Source organism: Streptococcus thalassemiae, assembly GCF_903645285.1.
Classification (GTDB): Bacteria; Bacillota; Bacilli; order Lactobacillales; family Streptococcaceae; genus Streptococcus; species Streptococcus thalassemiae.
Map to the genome: position 1 here is coordinate 91,892 of NZ_CAHJXN010000002.1, position 21,678 is coordinate 113,569.

At 41.2% G+C, this 21,678-nt stretch carries 19 protein-coding genes and 2 pseudogenes; 7 read left to right on the plus strand and 14 right to left on the minus strand.

The window, feature by feature from the left end; translation table 11 throughout:
* Window positions 1-9 precede the first annotated feature (9 nt).
* Together HWX15_RS03055 and HWX15_RS03060 are read right to left on the minus strand one after the other, a co-directional pair.
* Window positions 10-855 carry an undecaprenyl-diphosphate phosphatase gene (locus HWX15_RS03055; RefSeq protein ID WP_175880241.1) on the minus strand — a complete coding sequence of 282 codons (846 nt, stop codon included), beginning with the start codon at window positions 853-855 and terminating at the stop codon, window positions 10-12.
* Between the two features lie 60 nt (window positions 856-915).
* Window positions 916-2,805 (minus strand): DUF2207 domain-containing protein, encoded by a 1,890-nt coding sequence (locus HWX15_RS03060; protein ID WP_175880242.1) that lies wholly within the window; start codon window positions 2,803-2,805, stop codon window positions 916-918.
* Window positions 2,806-2,943: 138 nt separating this feature from the next.
* Here HWX15_RS03060 and HWX15_RS03065 point away from each other — a divergent pair, with 138 nt between their 5' ends.
* Both HWX15_RS03065 and HWX15_RS03070 read left to right on the plus strand, forming a co-directional pair.
* The gene (locus HWX15_RS03065; protein WP_175880243.1) at window positions 2,944-4,509 is read left to right on the plus strand and encodes an ABC transporter substrate-binding protein/permease; all 1,566 of its coding nucleotides are present in this window, start codon (window positions 2,944-2,946) and stop codon (window positions 4,507-4,509) included.
* Entirely contained in the window at window positions 4,509-5,249 is a 741-nt protein-coding gene (locus HWX15_RS03070; protein ID WP_000189477.1) for an amino acid ABC transporter ATP-binding protein, read from the plus strand. The genes HWX15_RS03065 and HWX15_RS03070 overlap by 1 nt, the downstream gene beginning before the upstream one ends.
* Window positions 5,250-5,355: 106 nt before the next feature.
* Here HWX15_RS03070 and HWX15_RS03075 read toward each other — a convergent pair whose 3' ends face one another.
* The 10 genes and pseudogenes from HWX15_RS03075 to rpmB all read right to left on the minus strand — a co-directional run bounded on the left by HWX15_RS03075 (window position 5,356) and on the right by rpmB (window position 14,011).
* A complete protein-coding gene (locus HWX15_RS03075; RefSeq protein ID WP_001130036.1) occupies window positions 5,356-5,571 on the minus strand; it encodes a capsule biosynthesis transcriptional regulator in 216 nt (71 codons plus the stop codon).
* Window positions 5,572-5,677: 106 nt separating this feature from the next.
* Window positions 5,678-5,800, minus strand: a pseudogene (locus HWX15_RS09860) (SPFH domain-containing protein); the annotation flags it as partial.
* A gap of 529 nt (window positions 5,801-6,329) precedes the next feature.
* Window positions 6,330-7,580, minus strand: a complete 1,251-nt coding sequence (gene ilvA, locus HWX15_RS03080) for a threonine ammonia-lyase IlvA (RefSeq protein WP_000952975.1) — start codon at window positions 7,578-7,580, stop codon at window positions 6,330-6,332.
* 49 nt (window positions 7,581-7,629) lie between these two features.
* Complete coding sequence (locus HWX15_RS03085; RefSeq protein WP_175880244.1) at window positions 7,630-7,986, minus strand: ketol-acid reductoisomerase; 357 nt, start codon at window positions 7,984-7,986, stop codon at window positions 7,630-7,632.
* Window positions 7,987-8,069: 83 nt separating this feature from the next.
* On the minus strand, window positions 8,070-9,092 hold the full coding sequence (gene ilvC, locus HWX15_RS03090) for a ketol-acid reductoisomerase (RefSeq protein WP_000290683.1): 1,023 nt from the start codon (window positions 9,090-9,092) through the stop codon (window positions 8,070-8,072).
* Between the two features lie 169 nt (window positions 9,093-9,261).
* The gene (gene ilvN / locus HWX15_RS03095) at window positions 9,262-9,738 is read right to left on the minus strand and encodes an acetolactate synthase small subunit (protein ID WP_175880245.1); all 477 of its coding nucleotides are present in this window, start codon (window positions 9,736-9,738) and stop codon (window positions 9,262-9,264) included.
* Window positions 9,731-11,431, minus strand: a complete 1,701-nt coding sequence (locus HWX15_RS03100; RefSeq protein ID WP_175880246.1) for an acetolactate synthase large subunit — start codon at window positions 11,429-11,431, stop codon at window positions 9,731-9,733. Before HWX15_RS03100 ends, ilvN begins: the two co-directional genes overlap by 8 nt.
* Window positions 11,432-11,632: 201 nt before the next feature.
* Window positions 11,633-13,300 (minus strand): DAK2 domain-containing protein, encoded by a 1,668-nt coding sequence (locus tag HWX15_RS03105; protein ID WP_175880247.1) that lies wholly within the window; start codon window positions 13,298-13,300, stop codon window positions 11,633-11,635.
* Between the two features lie 2 nt (window positions 13,301-13,302).
* Window positions 13,303-13,668 carry an Asp23/Gls24 family envelope stress response protein gene (locus HWX15_RS03110; RefSeq protein ID WP_050089938.1) on the minus strand — a complete coding sequence of 122 codons (366 nt, stop codon included), beginning with the start codon at window positions 13,666-13,668 and terminating at the stop codon, window positions 13,303-13,305.
* A 154-nt stretch (window positions 13,669-13,822) separates the two neighbouring features.
* Entirely contained in the window at window positions 13,823-14,011 is a 189-nt protein-coding gene (gene rpmB / locus HWX15_RS03115) for a 50S ribosomal protein L28 (protein ID WP_001140948.1), read from the minus strand.
* 236 nt (window positions 14,012-14,247) lie between these two features.
* On the opposite strand from rpmB, the gene HWX15_RS03120 reads away from it, so the two are divergent.
* Window positions 14,248-15,414, plus strand: a complete 1,167-nt coding sequence (locus tag HWX15_RS03120; protein WP_175880220.1) for an IS30 family transposase — start codon at window positions 14,248-14,250, stop codon at window positions 15,412-15,414.
* Window positions 15,415-15,760: 346 nt separating this feature from the next.
* A pseudogene (locus HWX15_RS03125) lies at window positions 15,761-15,922 on the plus strand (ISNCY family transposase); the annotation flags it as partial.
* A gap of 131 nt (window positions 15,923-16,053) precedes the next feature.
* Here HWX15_RS03125 and HWX15_RS09865 read toward each other — a convergent pair.
* Both HWX15_RS09865 and HWX15_RS03135 read right to left on the minus strand, forming a co-directional pair.
* Window positions 16,054-16,329: a glycosyltransferase gene (locus HWX15_RS09865; protein ID WP_367948259.1), complete on the minus strand. Its 276-nt coding sequence runs from the start codon at window positions 16,327-16,329 to the stop codon at window positions 16,054-16,056.
* A 371-nt stretch (window positions 16,330-16,700) separates the two neighbouring features.
* Entirely contained in the window at window positions 16,701-18,245 is a 1,545-nt protein-coding gene (locus tag HWX15_RS03135) for a peptide chain release factor 3 (protein WP_175880248.1), read from the minus strand.
* A 213-nt stretch (window positions 18,246-18,458) separates the two neighbouring features.
* On the opposite strand from HWX15_RS03135, the gene gatC reads away from it, so the two are divergent.
* The 3 genes from gatC to gatB are packed head-to-tail and all read left to right on the plus strand — an operon-like array spanning window position 18,459 to window position 21,669.
* A complete protein-coding gene (gatC, locus tag HWX15_RS03140) occupies window positions 18,459-18,761 on the plus strand; it encodes an Asp-tRNA(Asn)/Glu-tRNA(Gln) amidotransferase subunit GatC (protein WP_000705419.1) in 303 nt (100 codons plus the stop codon).
* Complete coding sequence (gatA, locus tag HWX15_RS03145; RefSeq protein ID WP_175880249.1) at window positions 18,761-20,227, plus strand: Asp-tRNA(Asn)/Glu-tRNA(Gln) amidotransferase subunit GatA; 1,467 nt, start codon at window positions 18,761-18,763, stop codon at window positions 20,225-20,227. The genes gatC and gatA overlap by 1 nt, the downstream gene beginning before the upstream one ends.
* Entirely contained in the window at window positions 20,227-21,669 is a 1,443-nt protein-coding gene (gene gatB / locus HWX15_RS03150; RefSeq protein ID WP_175880250.1) for an Asp-tRNA(Asn)/Glu-tRNA(Gln) amidotransferase subunit GatB, read from the plus strand. The genes gatA and gatB overlap by 1 nt, the downstream gene beginning before the upstream one ends.
* The last annotated feature ends 9 nt before the right edge of the window (window positions 21,670-21,678 follow it).

The window sequence follows — 21,678 nt, forward strand, 5'->3', positions numbered from 1 at the left end:
AGGTTTTTCTTATACAAATAAACGAACAAAGCTATAAAGTAGCAAAACACTACCAAGCACGATGCGGTATTTACCAAAAAGGGTAAAGTCGTGTTTTTTCACATAGCTTGTCAAGAAACGAATAGCCACCATGCTGACTGCAAAAGCTACTCCCATCGCAACCAAGAGCAAGAACAATTGCCCAAAGCTCAAGAGCTGTCCTGCTTTCAAAAATTTAAAAATCTTTAAGGCACTGGCCCCAAACATAACAGGAATTCCAAGATAGAAGGTAAATTCTGTCACAACAGAACGACTGGTTCCATTTAACAAACCACCGACAATCGTTGCACCTGAACGGCTAGTCCCTGGTAAAAGGGCAAGAACTTGGAAGAGTCCGATATAGAAGGCTGTCGTATAAGGAAGCTTGTCTAACTCTGTTACACTTGGCTCGATAGCACGCGCTTTATTGCGCTTTTCCAAATAGATAAAGGCAATCCCGTAGATAATCAACATGAGAGCAACAGAAACCATATTATGGAAGTGGGTATCAAACCAATCATCAAATTTAAAGACGGCAAGTAAAGGCAAAGTGGCAACCAAGACCTTCAACCACAGTCTCCAAGTCTTACGAACTTCCTGCTTATCCTTAGTCGATTTGAAAGGATTGAGCTTGTTAAAGTAAATCACCATAACCGCTAAAATCGCACCAAGCTGAATCACGACATTAAACATAGACATAAAGGCTTCATTTTGATTTTGGTATTGGATAAACTCCTCTGCTAAAATCAAGTGACCTGTACTAGAAATGGGCAACCATTCCGTAATTCCTTCAACAATCCCGAAGAAGATAGATTTTAAAATTTCAATAAGATACATAGATTACTCCTTTTTCTATCTTCCATTATAGCATACTTTTTCAGTCTATGGCAGTTCTCTTTAAAAGGCGCCGATACTGCCACCGCCTCCACCGCCAGAGAAGCCACCGCCAGAACTTCCACTTCCAGAAGATACAGAGTAGGTACTTGCTGTATTTGCGACACTGGCATATTGGCTCATTTGCGCGCTTGAATGATAAAACATACTATGCCAACCATAAGCTACATATAGATTGATATCTGGATTTTCCACTTGAATCTGATGAACCTTCATCAAATGGCTGACCTTGTCCGCATAGCCAAATAAGGTCGCATAGACCAAGAGGCGATTCCAGACCACAATACTTTCCAACTCTGCCTGATCCAATCGCGCAATCTCCCGCAACATATTTTCAAAACTGGTCCAGAGATAGTAGACTTCTGCTCCTGCTTCATTTAGGACACCATCACGATTATCTAGTCGAAGCTTCCAGTAATAGAAAACAGCCAAAACTAAACCTAGAAAACCAAGTATTGGCAAGAGGAGGTAAAGATAGCCATAAACATCCAAACTGTACAAGAACAAACCAAATCCGATAAATAGGGGCAAGATAGTCAAGACCCCCATACCCACTTGCAAGGCCTTTTCCCCACCAGTTAAAGGACGATAATAATCTGGGAGTCCCCAGAAGGAAACTCGACTTCTCACTCCTTCTTGCATCTGGCTCAATACTTCTTCAAAAGAAGATTTGAGCTGACGCCCCTTTGCTTGAATCCGTTTTTCATCAGAGACTTTTGCTCTACGATAAAGACTATCAGATACCTTGTAATCCGCAAACAAATTGGAAAGAGTTTCTTCTTTTTTGCCCGAAAAAGCCAGATTTAGACAGTCTTTCTCAAAACTGGACAAACCATCTTCTTTGACCAGCCTCAAACCAACTGCATCTCCTTCTGAAATGATAGAGACATTCCCACGGTCTATCACATCTAGCAAGGTAGCTTGAATAAGTTGATCAAAGGTGAATTTTCCAGCTCCCTTGACCAAGGGACTCACTTCCTCCAAGGAGGTCGAGTAGACTGCTTCTGATAAAACCATAGGCTCTAATTCCATTGGTGGTTCATAGAGACGATGATTTTTGGCATATTTGACGGAAGGAGTGGTCTTTCTTCTATAAATAAAATAAAAGCAAATACTCAATAACAAGGAGATAGAAAGTATCGAAGGGAAGATCCAAGTAACGAGTTGTTTACTTTGCTCTTTTTCTTTAAAAATCGAGTCTTCTATCTTATTAAACTCTTCTAAACGATTCCCTTTCAATCCCTGATCCCTAGCGCTAGCAAAATCGGTCCGAGGCCAGTATGCATGCAATTCAACTCCACGTTTAGCCGGAAGATTGTCTAAACGGATAGTATAATCAAGGTTACTCTTTTCAATCGATCCCTCTCTAAAAAGTTGCCCTGTATGGAAAAAGAGTTTTTCAGCCCCCTTGTCGCCCCTTACATGAAATTCAAACTTTCCAATAGCCCCTGAACTATCTGTTAAAGGTTGCCAATTTAATTCAGCAATGTCATCATATAGAAAAAGCAAATTTTTCAAGTTCCAAACGAGGTCAACTTCAACTGTGTCGCCTTCTTGACCTGGATTATAAACTTTAACAGTATAACCATCTGCTCCTTCTATCACTTCGCTCGTAACGTCTGCTAGTTCAGCACCATTTTTCGCAGCCTGAACCTTTGGATGAGAATCAATGTCAAATCCACTAGGCATCTTGCCAGCACGTCCAAGTCCCACGATTTGACCCTTAAAGTCCTCCTCAAACTGATAAACTATCTTCTGTCTAAATTCTGCCGTATTATCTGCATGAATATACAAATCCCCTTGATAAGAGTTTATCTTGAAATCAATGGCAAAAACAGAGAATGGCAGAAGGCAAAACAAGCCTAAAACAAATAAGAAAAAAGTTTTTTTCATCAATTAAGCCCCCTTTTTATCTTTCTTATCATTATAGCATTTTTTCGTAAGTAAAGGCTTACTTATGTTGAAAAATTACGCATTTTTCGATAAAATAGGAGACAGTTATTTTTTAATAGATTAGAAATAGGAGAAATCATGAAAAAAATATACTTATCTATTTTCACAAGTCTCTTGCTGATGCTGGGACTTGTCAATGTTGCCCAAGCCGATGAATATTTACGCATCGGGATGGAAGCAGCATATGCTCCCTTTAACTGGACCCAGGATGATGATAGCAATGGGGCTGTCAAAATTGATGGGACTAACCAGTATGCCAATGGATACGATGTTCAAATCGCCAAGAAAATCGCTAAGGACTTAGGCAAAGAACCTTTGGTTGTTAAAACCAAGTGGGAAGGTCTAGTCCCCGCCCTTACTTCTGGTAAGATTGACATGATTATCGCAGGTATGAGTCCAACTGCCGAACGCAAACAAGAAATTGCCTTTTCAAGCAGTTACTACACTAGCGAACCAGTTCTACTAGTCAAAAAAGATTCTGCCTACGCAAATGCAAAATCTTTGGATGACTTTAATGGTGCAAAAATCACTTCTCAACAAGGGGTCTACCTCTACGACTTGATTGCACAAATCTCAGGTGCTAAAAAAGAAACAGCCATGGGAGACTTCGCTCAAATGCGCCAAGCTCTTGAGGCTGGTGTCATTGATGCCTATGTTTCTGAACGCCCAGAAGCACTGACTGCCGAAGCTGCGAACTCTAAGTTTAAAATGGTTCAAGTAGAACCTGGTTTCAAAACTGGGGAAGAAGATACAGCTATCGCCATTGGACTTCGTAAAGATGACAATCGTATTAGCCAAATCAATGCCAGCATTGAAACCATTTCAAAAGACGACCAAGTTGCCTTGATGGATCGTATGATCAAGGAACAACCTGCCGAAGCTACAACAACTGAAGAGACTAGCAGTAGTTTCTTTAGCCAAGTTGCTAAAATTCTTTCTGAAAACTGGCAACAACTCTTGCGTGGTGCTGGTATCACTCTTTTAATCTCTATCGTCGGAACCATCATCGGTCTCATCATCGGTCTTGCCATTGGTGTTTTCCGTACTGCTCCTCTCTCTGAGAATAAAGCCATTTATGGATTACAAAAACTAATCGGCTGGATCCTCAATGTCTACATTGAAATTTTCCGTGGTACCCCAATGATCGTTCAATCGATGGTTATCTACTATGGAACTGCCCAAGCTTTCGGGATCAACCTTGACCGTACACTAGCTGCTATCTTCATCGTTTCAATCAATACCGGTGCCTACATGACTGAAATCGTCCGTGGTGGTATCCTAGCAGTTGACAAGGGACAATTTGAAGCTGCGACTGCTCTTGGTATGACCCATAACCAGACCATGCGTAAGATTGTCCTACCTCAGGTAGTCCGCAACATCCTACCAGCAACGGGTAATGAATTTGTCATCAATATCAAAGATACATCTGTATTGAACGTTATCTCTGTTGTCGAACTTTATTTCTCAGGAAATACCGTGGCAACACAAACCTATCAATACTTCCAAACATTTACAATCATCGCCGTGATTTACTTTGTCCTCACCTTCACCGTAACACGTATCCTACGCTTCATCGAACGCCGAATGGACATGGATACCTATACTACAGGTGCTAACCAAATGCAAACGGAGGATTTGAAATAATGACCCAAGCAATCCTTGAAATTAAACACCTCAAAAAATCCTATGGCCAAAACGAAGTGCTAAAAGACATTTCACTCACTGTCCACAAGGGAGAGGTTATCTCTATCATCGGAAGCTCAGGAAGCGGGAAATCGACCTTCCTACGCTCCATTAACCTTCTTGAAACACCAACCGATGGACAAATCCTTTATCATGGACAAAACGTCCTCGAAAAAGGCTACGACCTCACGCAATACCGTGAAAAGTTGGGGATGGTGTTCCAATCCTTTAACCTCTTTGAAAATCTTAACGTTCTCGAAAACACAATCGTCGCTCAGACAACAGTCCTTAAACGCGAACGCACAGAAGCTGAAAAAATTGCCAAAGAAAACCTAGAAAAAGTCGGCATGGGAGAACGCTACTGGCAAGCGAAACCAAAACAACTCTCAGGTGGTCAAAAACAACGTGTGGCCATCGCTCGCGCCCTTTCAATGAATCCTGACGCTATTCTCTTTGATGAACCAACATCAGCTCTCGATCCAGAAATGGTTGGAGAGGTCCTCAAAATCATGCAAGATCTGGCTCAGGAAGGCTTGACTATGATTGTCGTAACTCACGAGATGGAATTCGCCCGTGATGTCTCTCACCGTGTTATCTTTATGGATAAGGGTGTGATTGCTGAAGAAGGTAAACCAGAAGACCTCTTCACTAATCCTAAAGAAGACCGTACAAAAGAATTCCTTCAACGCTATCTCAAATAAAAAGAAAAGGCTGCATCAACCATGCAGTCTTTTTGCTGTTCAAAATGAAAAGGCAGATTCTCTATCTCTACTACTTGAGGGTCAAGAATCCGCCGGTATCCAAAGATTAATCTTCAAATTTTTCATGATTTTTTTCATAGAAATCAATTAAGCCTAGGGCTGTTTCAAATGAAATATTCTTTACTTTTGCACGACCCTGCGCCAGAGCAATGATAGACATTTCACGCGCATTCGTTTCTTTAGAGATACGGTAGCCTGTGATTTTCTTATCACGAACCCAGCCAACAACTGATTCTACTTTTTCAAAGTTTGACTTAGCCATGTTTTTCTCCTATTTTCTTCTTTACAATATTTAATTGTATACGTTTTTACTACTTTTGTCAATAAAAAAACATATATTCAACGAAAATAATTAGTTCAGAATTTTCTTACTTCCTTTTTAAAGCCGATAATATATAGGTTTTGCTAGCCTCTACACCATAAATATTTGCTAATAAAAATATTGTATTATTACCCTCTTGAGGTGCAAAATTATTCAAGCTTTTAAAAAAATGCTTCCCTATTTCCGTAAGATAGCTTATTTCTTCGATTTAATAACTGAATATGACAATCCTAACCTTTAGAAATCCAAGCATTCACTAGCTCAAAAACTCCTATCTTTCTTCCTCAAGAAATCATCTGATAGATAGCTATTCCTTATATTCTTCAAATCCATCACTCATTTGGATATTGAGGTGCTAACCTAAAACCAAACACCCGATTCTCTAAACCATCCTTAATAAAGATGACAAGACAGATAAGTTCAGTCAATTACTCATATATCCTTTTAATATGGTATGTTTGTCAATAAAAAGAAATCAAATCACATCTTAAAGACCGTGTGAGTTTACTTTTCAAAATAGATGGGAAATCAAAATGAAGGATGGAAATCTGAGCCAAATATCATAAGTGCTATAATGAACAGAAGTAAGAATTGCACGATAAGCTTCCTAAAACCATAGGAATCGCCCCCTTTCTTCATCTTCATTATAGCACCTATACATCAGTTGTGCAAATAATATGATATTTTTTTATTAGTCCTCAGACAAGCATATTATAAAGCGTTTCATTCCCATTTAAGTTAATATAAGCCGGATCAAAACCTTCCATTCTACGGATCAAACCTGCATAATCATGCTTATCTGCCAAAGCAATCCCGATCAATACAGGCCCTGTCCCCTTACTAGCTCTTTTGATATACTCAAAACGTGTGATATCATCGTTTGGCCCCAGGATATCATTTACAAATTCACGCAATGCTCCTGGACGCTGTGGAAAATTGACCACAAAGTAATGCTTGATCCCATCATAAATCAAGGCGCGCTCTTCCATTTCTGGCATACGGTTGATATCATTATTTCCTCCAGAAATGATACAACAAATGGTTTTCCCCTTGATATATTCAGCTAAAACCTCTAAAGAAGCGATACTAGCCGCTCCAGCAGGTTCTGCGACAATCCCTTGCTTAGAGTAAAGGTCAATCAAAGTTTCAGAAATCAATCCCTCATCGACACCTACCAAAGTTTGAACATGTTGACGAGTTGCTTCATAGGTCAATTGACCTACCTTTTGTACAGCAATCCCATCCGCAAATTTGTCAATTTCCTTGAGTTTAACAGGCCCACCAGCTTCAAAGGCAGCCTTCATGGAACGTGCTCCATTAGCCTCTACCCCAATGACTTCAATTTCTGGACTTGTTTCCTTGATATAGGTAGAAACCCCAGCAATGAGACCACCACCACCAACAGGAACCAAGACAGCATCAAAATCAATCGATTCTTTTCGAGCCTCTTCTAAAATCTCATAAGCAACTGTCCCTTGACCAGCTTGAACATGAGCATCATCAAAGGGATCAATAAAGGTACGATTTTCAGAGACTGTAAATTCTTGGGCTGCTTTAGCTGAAGCATCAAAGGTATCTCCAACTAGTTTAATGGTTACGAAGTCCCCACCAAAAAAGCGAACTTGACCAATTTTTTGTTGCGGAGTTGTAATTGGCATAAAAATAGTAGCAGGAATTTTCATCTCATTACAGGTATAGGCTACTCCCTGCGCATGATTTCCCGCAGAAGCGCAGACCACCCCACGCTCACGCTCTTCCTTGCTGAGCTGAGAAATAGCATAATAGGCACCACGAATTTTAAAAGAGCGAACACGCTGGGCATTTTCTTTTTTCAAATAAATCTTAGCACCATACTTCTCCGATAAATAATGGTCATAATCAAGCGGTGTATTAACGACCACACCATTCAAGACCTTATGAGCCTTGATTATATCTTTTGAACTTAACATACAAAACCTCTTTTTCTATAAAAAACAGTCACTAATGACTGTTTTTTAGTTATTCATCTCCGAAAACTTCAGCAACACTTTCACGGTATTTATGAGCCATACGAATTGAAAACTCTTTAGGAAGTTCATAACGATTTGTGGAAATCCAATCATATAACCATTCTGCCAAACTTTCTTCACTATCATTACGATGGAAGATAAAATAGTTTAAAATTTCTTTATATTCTACATCATTCAAATCCAGCGTGTCTACAAATTGACTACGAGGAACAAAATTAGAATCTAATTTTCTTAGTTGATCTGTCAATTCTCCCAATTGTAAATCCAACTGAAAAAATAGTTTTTGCAGTTGCCTATCAGTTCCATCACATCCTGTCTTGATAGAAAACAAATTGGTAATATTCATATGATTTCAACCCCTAAATAAGTGCATCTAATATCCCACGAATAGCTGAAGCTACTATTTTAGCAAAATTCTTTGCTTTCTAATTAGTTATAGATCTTGAATGCATCATCGTCGTTTTTACCAACGAATGGCATTGCTTTACGCAATTCTGCACCAACTTTTTCAATTTCAAGGTTAGCTGCTTGTTCACGGTAAGCAGTCAATTTTGGACGTCCAGCTTTATAGTCATTTACAAAGTCATTTGCAAATTTACCATTTTGGATGTCCGCCAAGACAGCTTTCATGTTTTCTTTAACTTGCTCAGTGATGACACGTGGACCTGATACATAGTCACCGTACTCAGCAGTGTTTGAAATTGATTGACGCATTTTCTTGAATCCACCTTCGTAGATCAAGTCAACGATCAATTTCATTTCGTGAAGAACTTCAAAGTAAGCCAATTCTGGAGCGTAACCTGCTTCTGTCAAGACTTCGAAACCTGCTTCGATAAGGGCAGTCAAACCACCACAAAGTACAGCTTGTTCACCAAACAAATCTTCTTCAGTTTCTTCTTTGTAAGTTGTTTCAAGAAGACCTACACGAGCTGCTCCAACACCTTTACACCAGTCCATAGCAATGTTTTTAGCATTTCCTGTTGCATCTTGATATACTGCGTAAAGAGCTGGAACACCAAATCCTTCTTCGTAAGTACGACGTACCAAGTGTCCTGGTCCTTTAGGAGCACACATGAAGACATCTACATCTGCAGGAACTTTGATAAATTCAAAATGAATGTTGAAACCATGAGCAAATCCAACTGCGTTTCCAGCTTCCAAGTTTGGAGCGATTTCTGCTTCGTACAATTCTTGTTGGATTTCGTCTGGTGCCAAAATCATGATAACGTCAGCCAATTTAGTTGCTTCTGCTACTGTGTAAGTGTCAAATCCGTCTTCTTTTGCTTTGTCAAAAGATTTACCTGGACGTACACCGATGATGACATCGCGACCTGAGTCACGCAAGTTTTGAGCATGCGCATGTCCTTGTGAACCATAACCGATAACGGCAATTTTTTTACCGTCAAGTGCTGCTACTTTAACATCTTTTTCGTATTCCATTTGAACTGCCATAGTTTTTCTCTCTTTTCTATTATTTATTGCCTTTTAGGCTGGTTTAACAAATTTAAAATATTTTTATACTCAATGAAAATCAAAGAGCAAATTAGGAAGCTAGCCGCAGGCTGTACTTGAGTACGGCAAGGCAAAGCTGACGTGATTTGAATTTGATTTTCGAAGAGTGTTAATCACGGGTAAATCCAGTTGCACCCGTTCGAGCAATATTGCGAATACCGTATGGTCGAATGACTCGCAATAGAGCTTCACTCTTTTCAGCATTTCCTGTCATCTGAATGGTAATCGAGCTTGGCGCTACGTCTACCACTGTTGCACGGAAAGGTTGAATAATGGCTAGAATCTCAGCACGCTTCTCAGCTGGCGCTGACATCTTAACCAAAATCACCTCGCGTTCCAAGTGTGGTTTATCCGTAATATCACGAATGCGAATCACATCAATCTGACGATTGAGTTGCTTGATGATTTGCTCCACCTCATCATGTGAATCTACATCAATAATAATGGTGATACGCGATACATTCGGATCTTCTGTTGCTCCAACAGAGATACTTTCGATATTAACCTGACGACGAGATAGGACACCTGTAAAGCGATTGAGGACTCCTGAACGATTTTGTAGTTTTGCTGTTAACATTCTACGCATGGAACTTCACCCCCAACATCTCATGATTACTCTTACCAGCTGGTACCATTGGTAACACCTGTTCCTTACGAGAAATATCTACCTCGATTAGCATAGGAACATCCTCAGTGATGACTTCAAGGTCTTGAGCCAAGGTCTCAGGATTGTCAAATTTATAGTTTTTAATACCGTAAGCTTGTGCCATCAATTGGAAATCAGGAAGGGTATCAAAGACCGACTCTGATGTTCTACCTTCATAGAAGGATTCCTGCCACTGACGAACCATTCCAAGTGAGTGGTTGTTTAGCATAACCACCTTGATTGGCACCTTATAAATGTTCAAAATCGCCAATTCCTGGTTGGTCATTTGGAAACCACCATCCCCAACAAACAAGACTACTTCCTTATCTGGGTTGGCAATTTTAGCACCGATTGCTGCTGGAATTCCAAATCCCATGGTTCCTAAACCACCTGAAGTCACTAACTGACGTTCATTTTGGTAGGGATAATACTGGGCTGTCCACATCTGATGTTGACCAACGTCTGTTACCACAATGGCATCTCCATTCGTCAACTCACCAATTCGCTCAATAACGGCTTGAGGTTGAACAACTCGTTCTTTCTTATCATAAGAACGAACGCGGTTCTTGTCTTTAGTAACTTTTTCAATCCATTTTTCAGTATTGTTATGAACTGTCGGTTCTGCTAGTAACATTTGCAAGGCTTTCTTAGCATCTCCAACTACTGGAATATCCGCACTGATAATCTTTCCGATCTCAGCTGGGTCAATATCAATATGGGCAACCTTAGCATTCTTAGCGAAAGTCTTAGGATTCCCAGTCAAGCGGTCATCGAAACGACAACCAATACTAATCATAAAGTCCGCTTCCGTCATGGCAATATTAGCTGCGAATGACCCATGCATCCCCCCCATTCCAAGGAAGAGTGGATGACTCGTTGCAATCGTTCCTTGCCCCAAAAGGCTGGTTACCACTGGAATTTGGTAACGTTCTGCAAATTCATTTAATTCTGCAGCAGCTTCAGTATAACTAATTCCACCACCAGCTAGCAAGACTGGCTTTTTAGCCTTGGATAATTGCTTCAAGATTTTCTTGATTTGCATATCATTTGGCTCAAGAGTCGGTTGATAGCTTGGTAGGTTCACTTCTGGTGAATAAATGAAGTCTGTTTCTAAAGCAGATACGTCTTTAGGCAGGTCAATTACAACTGGCCCTGGGCGACCTGTAGTTGCGATATGGACAGCTTCCGTAATGATACGCGGAATATCTGCTGTCTCACGAACTTGGTAATTGTACTTAGTGATTGGCATGGTAATTCCCACGATATCTGCCTCCTGAAAGGCATCTTTCCCAATCCCTGCTCGCGCCACCTGACCTGTAAAGACCAAAAGGGGAACGCTATCGCTCATGGCATCTGCAATCCCTGTAATGGCATTTGTTGCTCCTGGTCCACTAGTGACGACGGCAACACCCAACTTTCCAGTTGATTTGGCATAACCTTCAGCTTCATGCAAACAACCTTGCTCATGACGTCCTAGAATGTGGCGAATACCTTTAAAATTATATATCGCATCATAAAAAGGCAAGACAGCACCACCAGGATAACCAAAGATGGTATCAATTCCTAAATCACGAAGTGTTTCCAAAACTAGGTCCGACCCCGTCTTAGGAGATTCTAAACTGATTTTCTCCATTGTTCCCCTTTCTTTCCTCTTAAAAATAACTTGTTACTATCATACCACTTTTTCAAAATTTTTCAAGACAAAAGAAGAAATTTTCTGAATTTTCTATTTTAACGTTTATTTATGAATATTATTTTTGTTTTTATTAAAAAGATACCGATTTCATTATTTAAAAAAGAAAAAAAGAACTGATTTCTCAGTCCTTCATTAATCTTATTCCACACTAAATAGGTATGGGTAAACTGGTTGTTGGCCTTGGTGGATTTCGACTTCAACATCTTCGAATTCTTCTGCGATTTCTTGAGCAATTTCATTGGCAAGTTCTTCGCTTCCGTCTTCACCGACATAGAAGGTTACGATTTCACTATCTTCATCCAACATATGTTTCAATGTTTCAGTCAAGGTTTGGTGCATGTCAGGGTTTGACACGAGAATTTTCCCATCCACCATACCAAGATTATCATTTTCATGGATTTCTAAACCATCAATGGTTGTATCACGCACAGCTGTTGTGACGCTTCCGCTAATGACATCGCTAAGGGCTGCAGTCATACGCTCTTGGTTTTCTTCGATGGACTTGCTTGGATCAAAGGCGAGAAGACTTGTCAAACCTTGAGGAAGAGTGCGAGCTTCTACCACTACTGCTGGTTGCTCCAAAACTTCTGCTGCAGATTGAGCTGCCATGAAAATGTTTTTGTTGTTTGGCAGGAAGATAATGTTACGGGCATTGACCTGTTCAACAGCCTTGATAAAGTCTTCTGTTGAAGGGTTCATGGTTTGACCGCCTTCGATAACATAATCCACACCTTGAGAACGGAAGATATCTGCTAGACCTTTACCAGCCACTACAGCAATCAAAGCATACTCTTTTTCTTCAGCAGGCTTGCTAACTTGAGTAGCTTCTTTCTCAACCTGTGCTTCGTGTTGGTTGCGCATATTGTCAACTTTTACCTTGACCAAGCTACCATATTTGAGTCCTTCTTGCATAACAAGTCCTGGATCTTCTGTATGGACATGGACTTTAACAATTTCATCATCGTTAACAACGAGGAGAGAATCCCCAAGTTCATTCAAATAGTTACGAAATTCGTCGTAGTCAAAATCTTTGGCATAGGTTGGACCTTGTTTAAGAGCTACCATGATTTCAGTACAATAACCAAAGGTAATGTCCTCAGTCGCTACATGACCAGCTACAGACTTGTGGTGCTCTGCATTGATCATCTCACTCATGTTGGCAGGAGTGGCTACAAAGTCCTCAGATGCAATATATTCGCCAGTAAGGGCTGAAAGGAAACCTTCGTAGATTAAGACCAATCCTTGACCACCTGAGTCCACAACACCAACTTCTTTCAAGACTGGAAGCATGTCTGGTGTTTTAGCTAGAGCTGTTTTAGCACCTTCCAAGGCTGCGCGCATGACTTCAACAGCGTCATCGGTTTGCTCAGCTTTTTTCTTAGCACCGATAGCAGCCCCACGAGAAACTGTCAAAATCGTTCCTTCAACTGGTTTCATAACTGCCTTATAGGCAACTTCCACACCTGATTGGAAAGCAAGGGCCAAGTCTTGACCTGTTAACTCGTCTTTATCCTTGATGGCTTGTGAAAATCCACGGAAAAGCTGAGACGTAATAACACCTGAGTTCCCACGCGCACCCATCAAAAGCCCTTTGGCAAGAATGCTCGCTACCTCGCCAACTGTAGAAGCTGGCTTGTCTGCAACTTCTTTAGCACCATTTTCAATGGTCATCCCCATGTTTGTTCCAGTATCTCCATCTGGAACAGGGAAGACGTTTAATGAATTGACATATTCAGCTTGCTTATTCAAGCGAGTTGATGCAGCCTGCACCATTTCTTGAAATAAGCTAGTAGTAATTTTTGACACGGTTATTCTCCTACAACTTTGATATTTTGAATGTAGACATTTACAGTCTGAGCAGTAATTCCAAGCTGGTTTTCCAAGCTAAAGGCAACACGCTCTTGAATGTTTTTTGACACTTCACTAATCTTTGTTCCGTAGCTCAACACGGTATACACATCAACTGCAATGCTGCCATCTTCGGCTGCCTTTACGACGACACCTTTAGAATAATTTTCCTTACCTAGAAGGGCTTGGAAATTATCTTTGAGGGCATTTTTACTAGCCATACCGACCACACCAAAAATCTCAGTTGTTGCACCGCCTACGACAGTTGCAATCACTTCATCTGTTAGTTCGATTTGACCATCTTTTGTATTGATTTTTACAGTCATCCTTTTTACCTCAACTAGTTGATACTCTATTTTATCATATTTCAGCCCAAGTGTAAAAGCAGAATACTGTATCAGCTGATATTTACTCTGCTTTTAAAATGATTTTTTCGCTATGACAAAAGAAAAAGACCCTGAGGTCTCCTTGCTTTTATTATTAAACGCGTTCAACTTTACCTGATTTCAAAGCACGAGCTGAAGCCCAAACTTTTTTAGGTTTACCATCGATAAGAACAGTAACTTTTTGAAGGTTTGGTTTTACGGCACGTTTTGTTTGGTTCATCGCGTGTGAACGGTTGTTTCCTGATACAGTCTTACGACCTGTAAAGTAACATACTTTAGCCATTTGTGTTTTCCTCCTATTAGATCTAATATAGCGGATGTGCTAGCACCACATACCGTACTATGTTATCACACTTTCTTCTTTTTTGCAAGGGAATTGGAAGATTTTTTTATTTATTTGTGATTCGGGTAACTTCTCAAAGTAACTTCCACTTGCCTGACCAAAGTGGAAATTAGTCTAAAACGGATTTTTATGGTGGAATTAAGTATGAGACGTTTGAATTAGAAATGAGGCTCACTATGACAAAACATAAACACCTTACCCTTTCAGACCGTAACGATATCCAACTAGGCTTAGAGCGCGGTGAAACCTTCAAAGCTATTGGACAATCCATTCTAAAAGACCCAACCACTGTTTCTAAAGAAGTCAAACGAAACAGACAAGTCCGAGAGTCTACATGCAATAATCTTCCTTGCCCTCTACTCGACAAAGCTCCCTTTGTCTGTAATGGATGTCCTAAAAGAAGACAAAACTGTGGCTATCAGAAAATCTTCTACCTCGCTAAACAAGCTCAAAAACAGTACGAACAAACTCTTGTTGAAGCTCGTGAAGGAACTCCCCTCAATTCCAAGACCTTCTGGGAAATGGACAAAGTCATTTCTGATGGGGTTAAAAAGGGACAACACATCTATCATATCCTCAAAACTCATAACCTTGATGTCAGCTCCTCAACCGTCTATCGACACATCCGAAAAGGATACCTATCTATCGCTCCTATTGACCTAGCCAGAGCCGTTAAATTCAAAGAAAGACGGAAAACTAAGCTACCTTCCATCCCTAAAGAAGCTAAAAAAGGCCGTTCCTATGAGGATTTCCAAAACTATTTAGCACTGCATCAACTAGACTCTTGGCTGGAAATGGATACGGTTATGGGCAGAATGGGAGGTAAAGTCCTACTCACCTTCAATCTCTCTTTCTGTAACTTTATCTTCGCTAGACTTCTGGATAATAAAACTGCCCTTGAGGTTACCAAACACCTCTATGACATCAAGAACACTCTTCACCAAGCTGATAAAGATTTCTGTCAACTCTTTCCTGTCATCCTGACAGATAATGGTGGAGAGTTTGCCAGGGTTGATGATATCGAAATGGATGTGCGAGGAGAGAGTAAACTCTTCTTTTGTGACCCTAATCGCTCTGACCAGAAAGGGAGAATTGAGAAAAATCACACGCTGATTCGCGACATTCTGCCTAAAGGAACTTCTTTTGACAATTTAACTCAAGAGGAAATCAATCTCGTCTGTTCGCATGTCAACAGTGTCAAACGCGCTGCTTTGAATGGAAAGTCAGCCTATGAACTCTTTGCCTTTACTTACGGAGAAGAAATTCCTAAACTTCTAGGTATTTCTAAAATACCTGCAGAAGACGTCTGTCAGTCGTCTAAATTACTCCAACATAAGTTCTAAAAACTAACCTTTAACCACATTCAAACGTCTCACACTAACTTCCACCATAGCGGAACTTAATCTGAAACGCTTTCAGATGAGGGGATTTTGTGCGCTCTTTTTTTCTATTCATTTTGGCTACAAAAGCAATAAAATCAAGCATTAGTAAAACCAGTGGAACTTACCCTGACACGGATTTCCACTGGTTTTTACAATTTTTATCAGACTAACTTCCACTTCTACTAGCGGTGGAACTTAGTTTGGGAATTTACCTATTTGTGATTCGAATGTGATAATGTCTTTAGTAAATCAAACGTGAAAATGTCCCATTTGGTAGAATAGTCATATAAAAAAGATCCAACTGAATATGAATGAAACGAAAAAATATCTTGTGATAACAGCTATAGCTCAAGGAAAGAAAGCAAAGAAACGGGCCTGTGTCGAACTTAAGCTTTCTGAAAGATAACTCAATCGTCTGCTACTAGCCTATCAACAGAAAGGAAAAGAAGCCTTCAGACACGGAAACAGAGAATTGGAAGATTTTTTATTTGTGTCTTAAATCAGATTTTACGTGACATTTTCTGCTCTTCACATGTCATTGTTGATTAACAAAAAACCAGCATTGAAAATAAGTGTATAAAAATCATCTCTAACTACTACTCAGGAGATGGCTGTTAAGTCTAAGTACCACAGCTCATCTATCGGTTTTCTTACGATAATATCCGAGTCTAAATACAGTACACGAACCTCACTTACATACTTTGGAATAAAATACCTAAAGAAGGTAGCGTAAGAAAGTCCCTCAAATGGTAAACGATAATCTCTCAGAATACTACTGTCAATCGGAAGACCATCATTAAAAATATAAAACTTCCGATTATCATAATGAACACACAGGGATTTTATTGTTGTTTCAACTTTATTCATACTGAGCATTACCTGCGCCTAAGACAATCGCTTTTTTCTCTTCTTTCACTCTTTATCTCATTTCTTTTTTCCCATCATATGTTTCTACGTAACCATTATTTTCGCCCATTCGTTCGTAAAACCATACCCGTGGAGATTTTAGATGAAATCCCATTACGGTTTACGATTTTCCCACTAGGACACGGAGTTTGGCAAATCGATTCTATTTGCCAAACGTAGTTAATGAGGCAGTTAGCTAGTTCGCTTCCTTCCCATTACGACGGAAAAGTCCACGAATCGATACCATTCGTGGATTTTTCCTATTGAAGCGTTTAGGTAAGCCGCCATAGCGGTTACCGTCAAATGACAGCAACTTTATGTTGCTAGTCATTTGTAACGATTTACATCTTCTCTTCCAACTCTACATCTGGATACTTATCCGCAAACCAACGAAGGGCAAAGTCATTTTCAAAGAGGAAGACTGGTTGGTCGAAACGGTCTTTGGCCAAGATATTTCGGCTTGATGACATCCGTTCATCCAAGTCCTCAGGCTTGATCCAACGAACAGTCTTTTTACCCATTGGGCTCATAACCACTTCTGCATTGTACTCGCCTTCCATACGGTGTTTAAAGACTTCAAACTGGAGTTGACCAACAGCTCCCAGCATGTACTCGCCTGTTTGGTAATTCTTATAAAGCTGAATAGCTCCTTCTTGCACCAATTGCTCAATCCCCTTGTGGAAGGATTTTTGCTTCATGACATTCTTAGCAGAAACTTTCATGAAAATTTCAGGAGTAAAGGTTGGCAGTGGCTCAAACTCAAACTTGTTTTTTCCAACTGTCAAGGTATCCCCAACTTGATAAGTACCTGTATCGTATACACCGATAATATCACCCGCCACGGCATTGGTTACATTCTCACGACTTTCCGCCATAAATTGAGTAACATTTGACAGCTTAGCTCCCTTACCAGTACGAGGCAGATTGACACTCATACCACGCTCAAATTCACCTGATACGATACGGACAAAGGCGATACGATCACGGTGACGAGGGTCCATGTTGGCTTGGATTTTAAAGACAAATCCTGAGAAATCCTTGTCATAAGGAGCCACAATTTCACCGTCTGTTTTCTTGTGACCATGTGGTTCTGGAGCAAACTTGAGAAAGGTTTCAAGGAAGGTCTGCACACCAAAGTTTGTCAAAGCTGAACCGAAGAAGACTGGCGTCAATTCTCCAGCAAGGATAGCTTCCTCTGAAAACTCATTCCCAGCTTCATTTAAAAGTTCAATATCATCCTTGACTTGCTCGTAGAAAGGATTGTTGCCAAAAAGCTTGTCCCCATCTTCTAGACTGGCAAAACGCTCATCCCCTCTATAGAGTTCCAAGCGTTGGTTATAGAGGTCATACAAGCCTTCAAAGGCTTTCCCCATCCCGATAGGCCAGTTCATCGGGTAGCTAGCAATGCCCAAGACTTCTTCCAACTCTTGCAAGAGGTCTAGTGGCTCACGACCGTCACGGTCCAGCTTATTCATAAAGGTAAAGACTGGAATTCCACGGTGTTTCACAACCTCAAACAATTTCTTAGTTTGGGCCTCGATACCCTTGGCAGAATCCACGACCATGACCGCAGCATCCACCGCCATCAAGGTACGATAGGTATCTTCTGAGAAGTCCTCATGCCCTGGCGTGTCTAGGATGTTGACGCGCTTACCATCGTAGTCAAACTGCATCACAGATGAAGTAACGGAAATCCCACGTTGCTTCTCGATATCCATCCAGTCAGACTTAGCAAAAGTCCCTGTTTTCTTTCCTTTAACCGTACCAGCCTCACGAATCTCGCCCCCAAAGTAGAGCAGTTGCTCAGTGATGGTTGTTTTCCCCGCGTCCGGGTGAGAGATGATGGCAAAGGTACGACGTCTCTTAATTTCTTCTTGAATATTCATAAGTTCTCTTTCTTTGATTCTCTATTTTTCTTGTTTCATATAGCTAAGAATGATTTCTACATTGGATTGTACCATTCCTTTCAACACTCCATTATATCGGATTTTAGCATTTTTTTCAATTTCTATTTCTTTTCACTTCCCCCTCCCTTATTTATAGGAAAATATGGTAAAATAGAACAGACTAAAAATCATCATTTCACGAAAGGATGCAAGATGAAAATTACGCAAGAAGAGGTAACACACGTTGCCAATCTTTCAAAATTAAGATTCTCTGAAGAAGAAACTGCTGCCTTTGCGACTACCTTGTCTAAGATTGTTGACATGGTTGAATTGCTGGGCGAAGTTGACACAACTGGTGTCGCACCTACTACGACCATGGCTGACCGCAAGACTGTACTCCGCCCTGATGTCGCCGAAGAAGGAACAGACCGTGACCGCTTATTTAAAAACGTACCTGAAAAAGACAACTACTATATCAAGGTACCAGCTATCCTAGACGATGGAGGAGATGCCTAATGACTTTCAACAATAAAACCATTGAAGACTTGCACAATCTCCTTGTCTCTAAGGAAATTTCTGCAACAGAATTGACCCAAGCAACGTTTGAAGATATCAAGTCTCGCGAGACAGCTATCAACGCTTTTGTCACCATCGCTGAGGAACAAGCTCTTGCTCAAGCCAAAGCTATTGATGAAGCTGGAATTGACGCTGACAATGTCCTTTCAGGAATTCCACTTGCTGTTAAGGATAATATCTCTACAGACGGCATTCTCACAACTGCTGCCTCAAAAATGCTCTACAACTATGAGCCAATTTTTGATGCGACAGCCGTTGCCAATGCAAAAGCCAAGTGTATGATTGTCGTAGGGAAAACCAACATGGACGAATTTGCCATGGGGGGGTCAGGTGAAACTTCTCACTACGGTGCCACTAAAAATGCTTGGGACCACAGCAAGGTTCCTGGTGGATCATCAAGTGGTTCTGCTGCAGCTGTAGCCTCAGGACAAGTCCGCTTGTCACTTGGTTCTGATACGGGTGGTTCTATCCGCCAACCTGCTGCCTTCAACGGGATTGTTGGTCTCAAACCAACCTACGGAACAGTTTCTCGTTTCGGTCTCATTGCCTTCGGTAGCTCATTAGATCAAATCGGACCTTTCGCACCAACTGTTAAGGAAAACGCCCTCTTGCTCAACGCTATTGCCAACGAAGATGCAAAAGACTCTACTTCTGCTCCTGTCCGCATTGCCGACTTTACTTCAAAAATCGGTCAAGACATCAAGGGCATGAAAATCGCTTTGCCTAAGGAATATCTCGGTGAAGGAATTGACCCAGAAGTTAAAGAAACCATCCTGAATGCCGCTAAGCACTTTGAGAAACTTGGTGCTATCGTTGAAGAAGTCAGCCTTCCTCACTCTAAATACGGGGTTGCCGTATACTACATCATCGCTTCATCTGAAGCTTCATCAAACTTGCAACGCTTTGACGGTATCCGTTACGGCTACCGCGCAGAGGATGCGACTAATCTTGATGAAATCTATGTAAACAGCCGTAGCCAAGGTTTCGGTGAAGAAGTGAAACGTCGTATCATGTTAGGTACTTTCAGTCTTTCATCAGGTTATTACGATGCTTACTACAAGAAGGCTGGTCAAGTCCGTACCCTCATCATCCAAGATTTCGAAAAAGTCTTCGCGGATTACGACTTGATTTTGGGTCCAACTGCTCCTAGTGTTGCCTATGACTTGGACTCACTCAACCATGACCCAGTTGCCATGTACTTGGCTGACCTCTTGACCATCCCAGTCAACTTAGCTGGTCTACCAGGGATTTCGATTCCTGCTGGATTCTCTCAAGGTCTACCTGTCGGTCTACAATTGATTGGTCCTAAATATTCTGAGGAAACCATTTACCAAGCTGCTGCTGCTTTTGAGGCAACAACAGACTACCACAAACAACAACCTGTGATTTTTGGAGGTGACAACTAATGAACTTTGAAACAGTCATTGGACTTGAAGTCCACGTAGAGCTCAACACCAATTCAAAAATCTTCTCACCTACTTCTGCCCACTTTGGAAATGACCAAAATGCCAACACTAACGTGATTGACTGGTCCTTCCCAGGAGTTCTGCCAGTTCTCAATAAAGGGGTTGTCGATGCTGGTATCAAGGCTGCTCTTGCCCTCAACATGGACATCCATAAAAAGATGCACTTTGACCGCAAGAACTACTTCTATCCTGATAATCCAAAGGCCTACCAAATTTCTCAGTTTGATGAGCCAATCGGCTATAATGGTTGGATTGAAGTCGAGCTAGAAGACGGTACAACTAAGAAAATCGGTATCGAACGTGCCCACCTAGAGGAAGACGCTGGTAAAAACACCCACGGTACAGACGGCTACTCTTACGTTGACCTAAACCGCCAAGGGGTGCCATTGATTGAGATTGTATCTGAAGCTGACATGCGTTCGCCAGAAGAAGCCTATGCTTACCTAACAGCCCTCAAGGAAGTTATCCAGTATGCTGGTATTTCTGACGTTAAGATGGAAGAAGGTTCTATGCGTGTGGATGCCAATATCTCCCTTCGCCCTTATGGTCAAGAAAAATTCGGTACCAAAACTGAGTTGAAGAACCTCAACTCCTTCTCAAATGTTCGCAAAGGTCTTGAATACGAAGTCCAACGTCAAGCCGAAATCCTTCGATCAGGTGGTCAAATTCGCCAAGAAACCCGCCGTTACGATGAAGCTAACAAGGCAACCATCCTCATGCGTGTCAAGGAAGGGGCTGCAGACTACCGCTACTTCCCAGAACCAGACCTACCTCTCTTTGAAATTTCAGATGAGTGGATTGAGGAAATGCGTACAGAGTTGCCAGAGTTTCCAAAAGAACGACGTGCGCGTTACGTGGCTGACCTTGGCTTGTCAGACTACGATGCCAGCCAGTTGACCGCAAACAAAGTCACTTCTGACTTCTTTGAAAAAGCTGTTGCCCTTGGCGGTGACGCTAAACAAGTCTCTAACTGGCTCCAAGGAGAAGTTGCTCAGTTCTTGAATGCCGAAGGCAAGACACTTGAACAAATCAAATTGACGCCAGAAAACTTGGTTGAAATGATTGCCATCATCGAAGACGGCACTATCTCTTCTAAGATTGCCAAGAAAGTCTTTGTCCACCTGGCTAAAAATGGCGGTGGCGCGCGTGAATACGTTGAGAAAGCAGGCATGGTTCAAATCTCAGATCCAGAAATCTTGATTCCAATCATCCACCAAGTCTTTGCGGATAACGAAGCCGCGGTTGCCGACTTCAAGTCAGGTAAACGTAACGCAGACAAGGCCTTCACAGGCTTCCTTATGAAAGCAACCAAAGGCCAAGCCAACCCACAAGTCGCCCTTAAACTCCTTGCACAAGAATTGGCGAAGTTGAAAGAAGATTAAAAAATAATC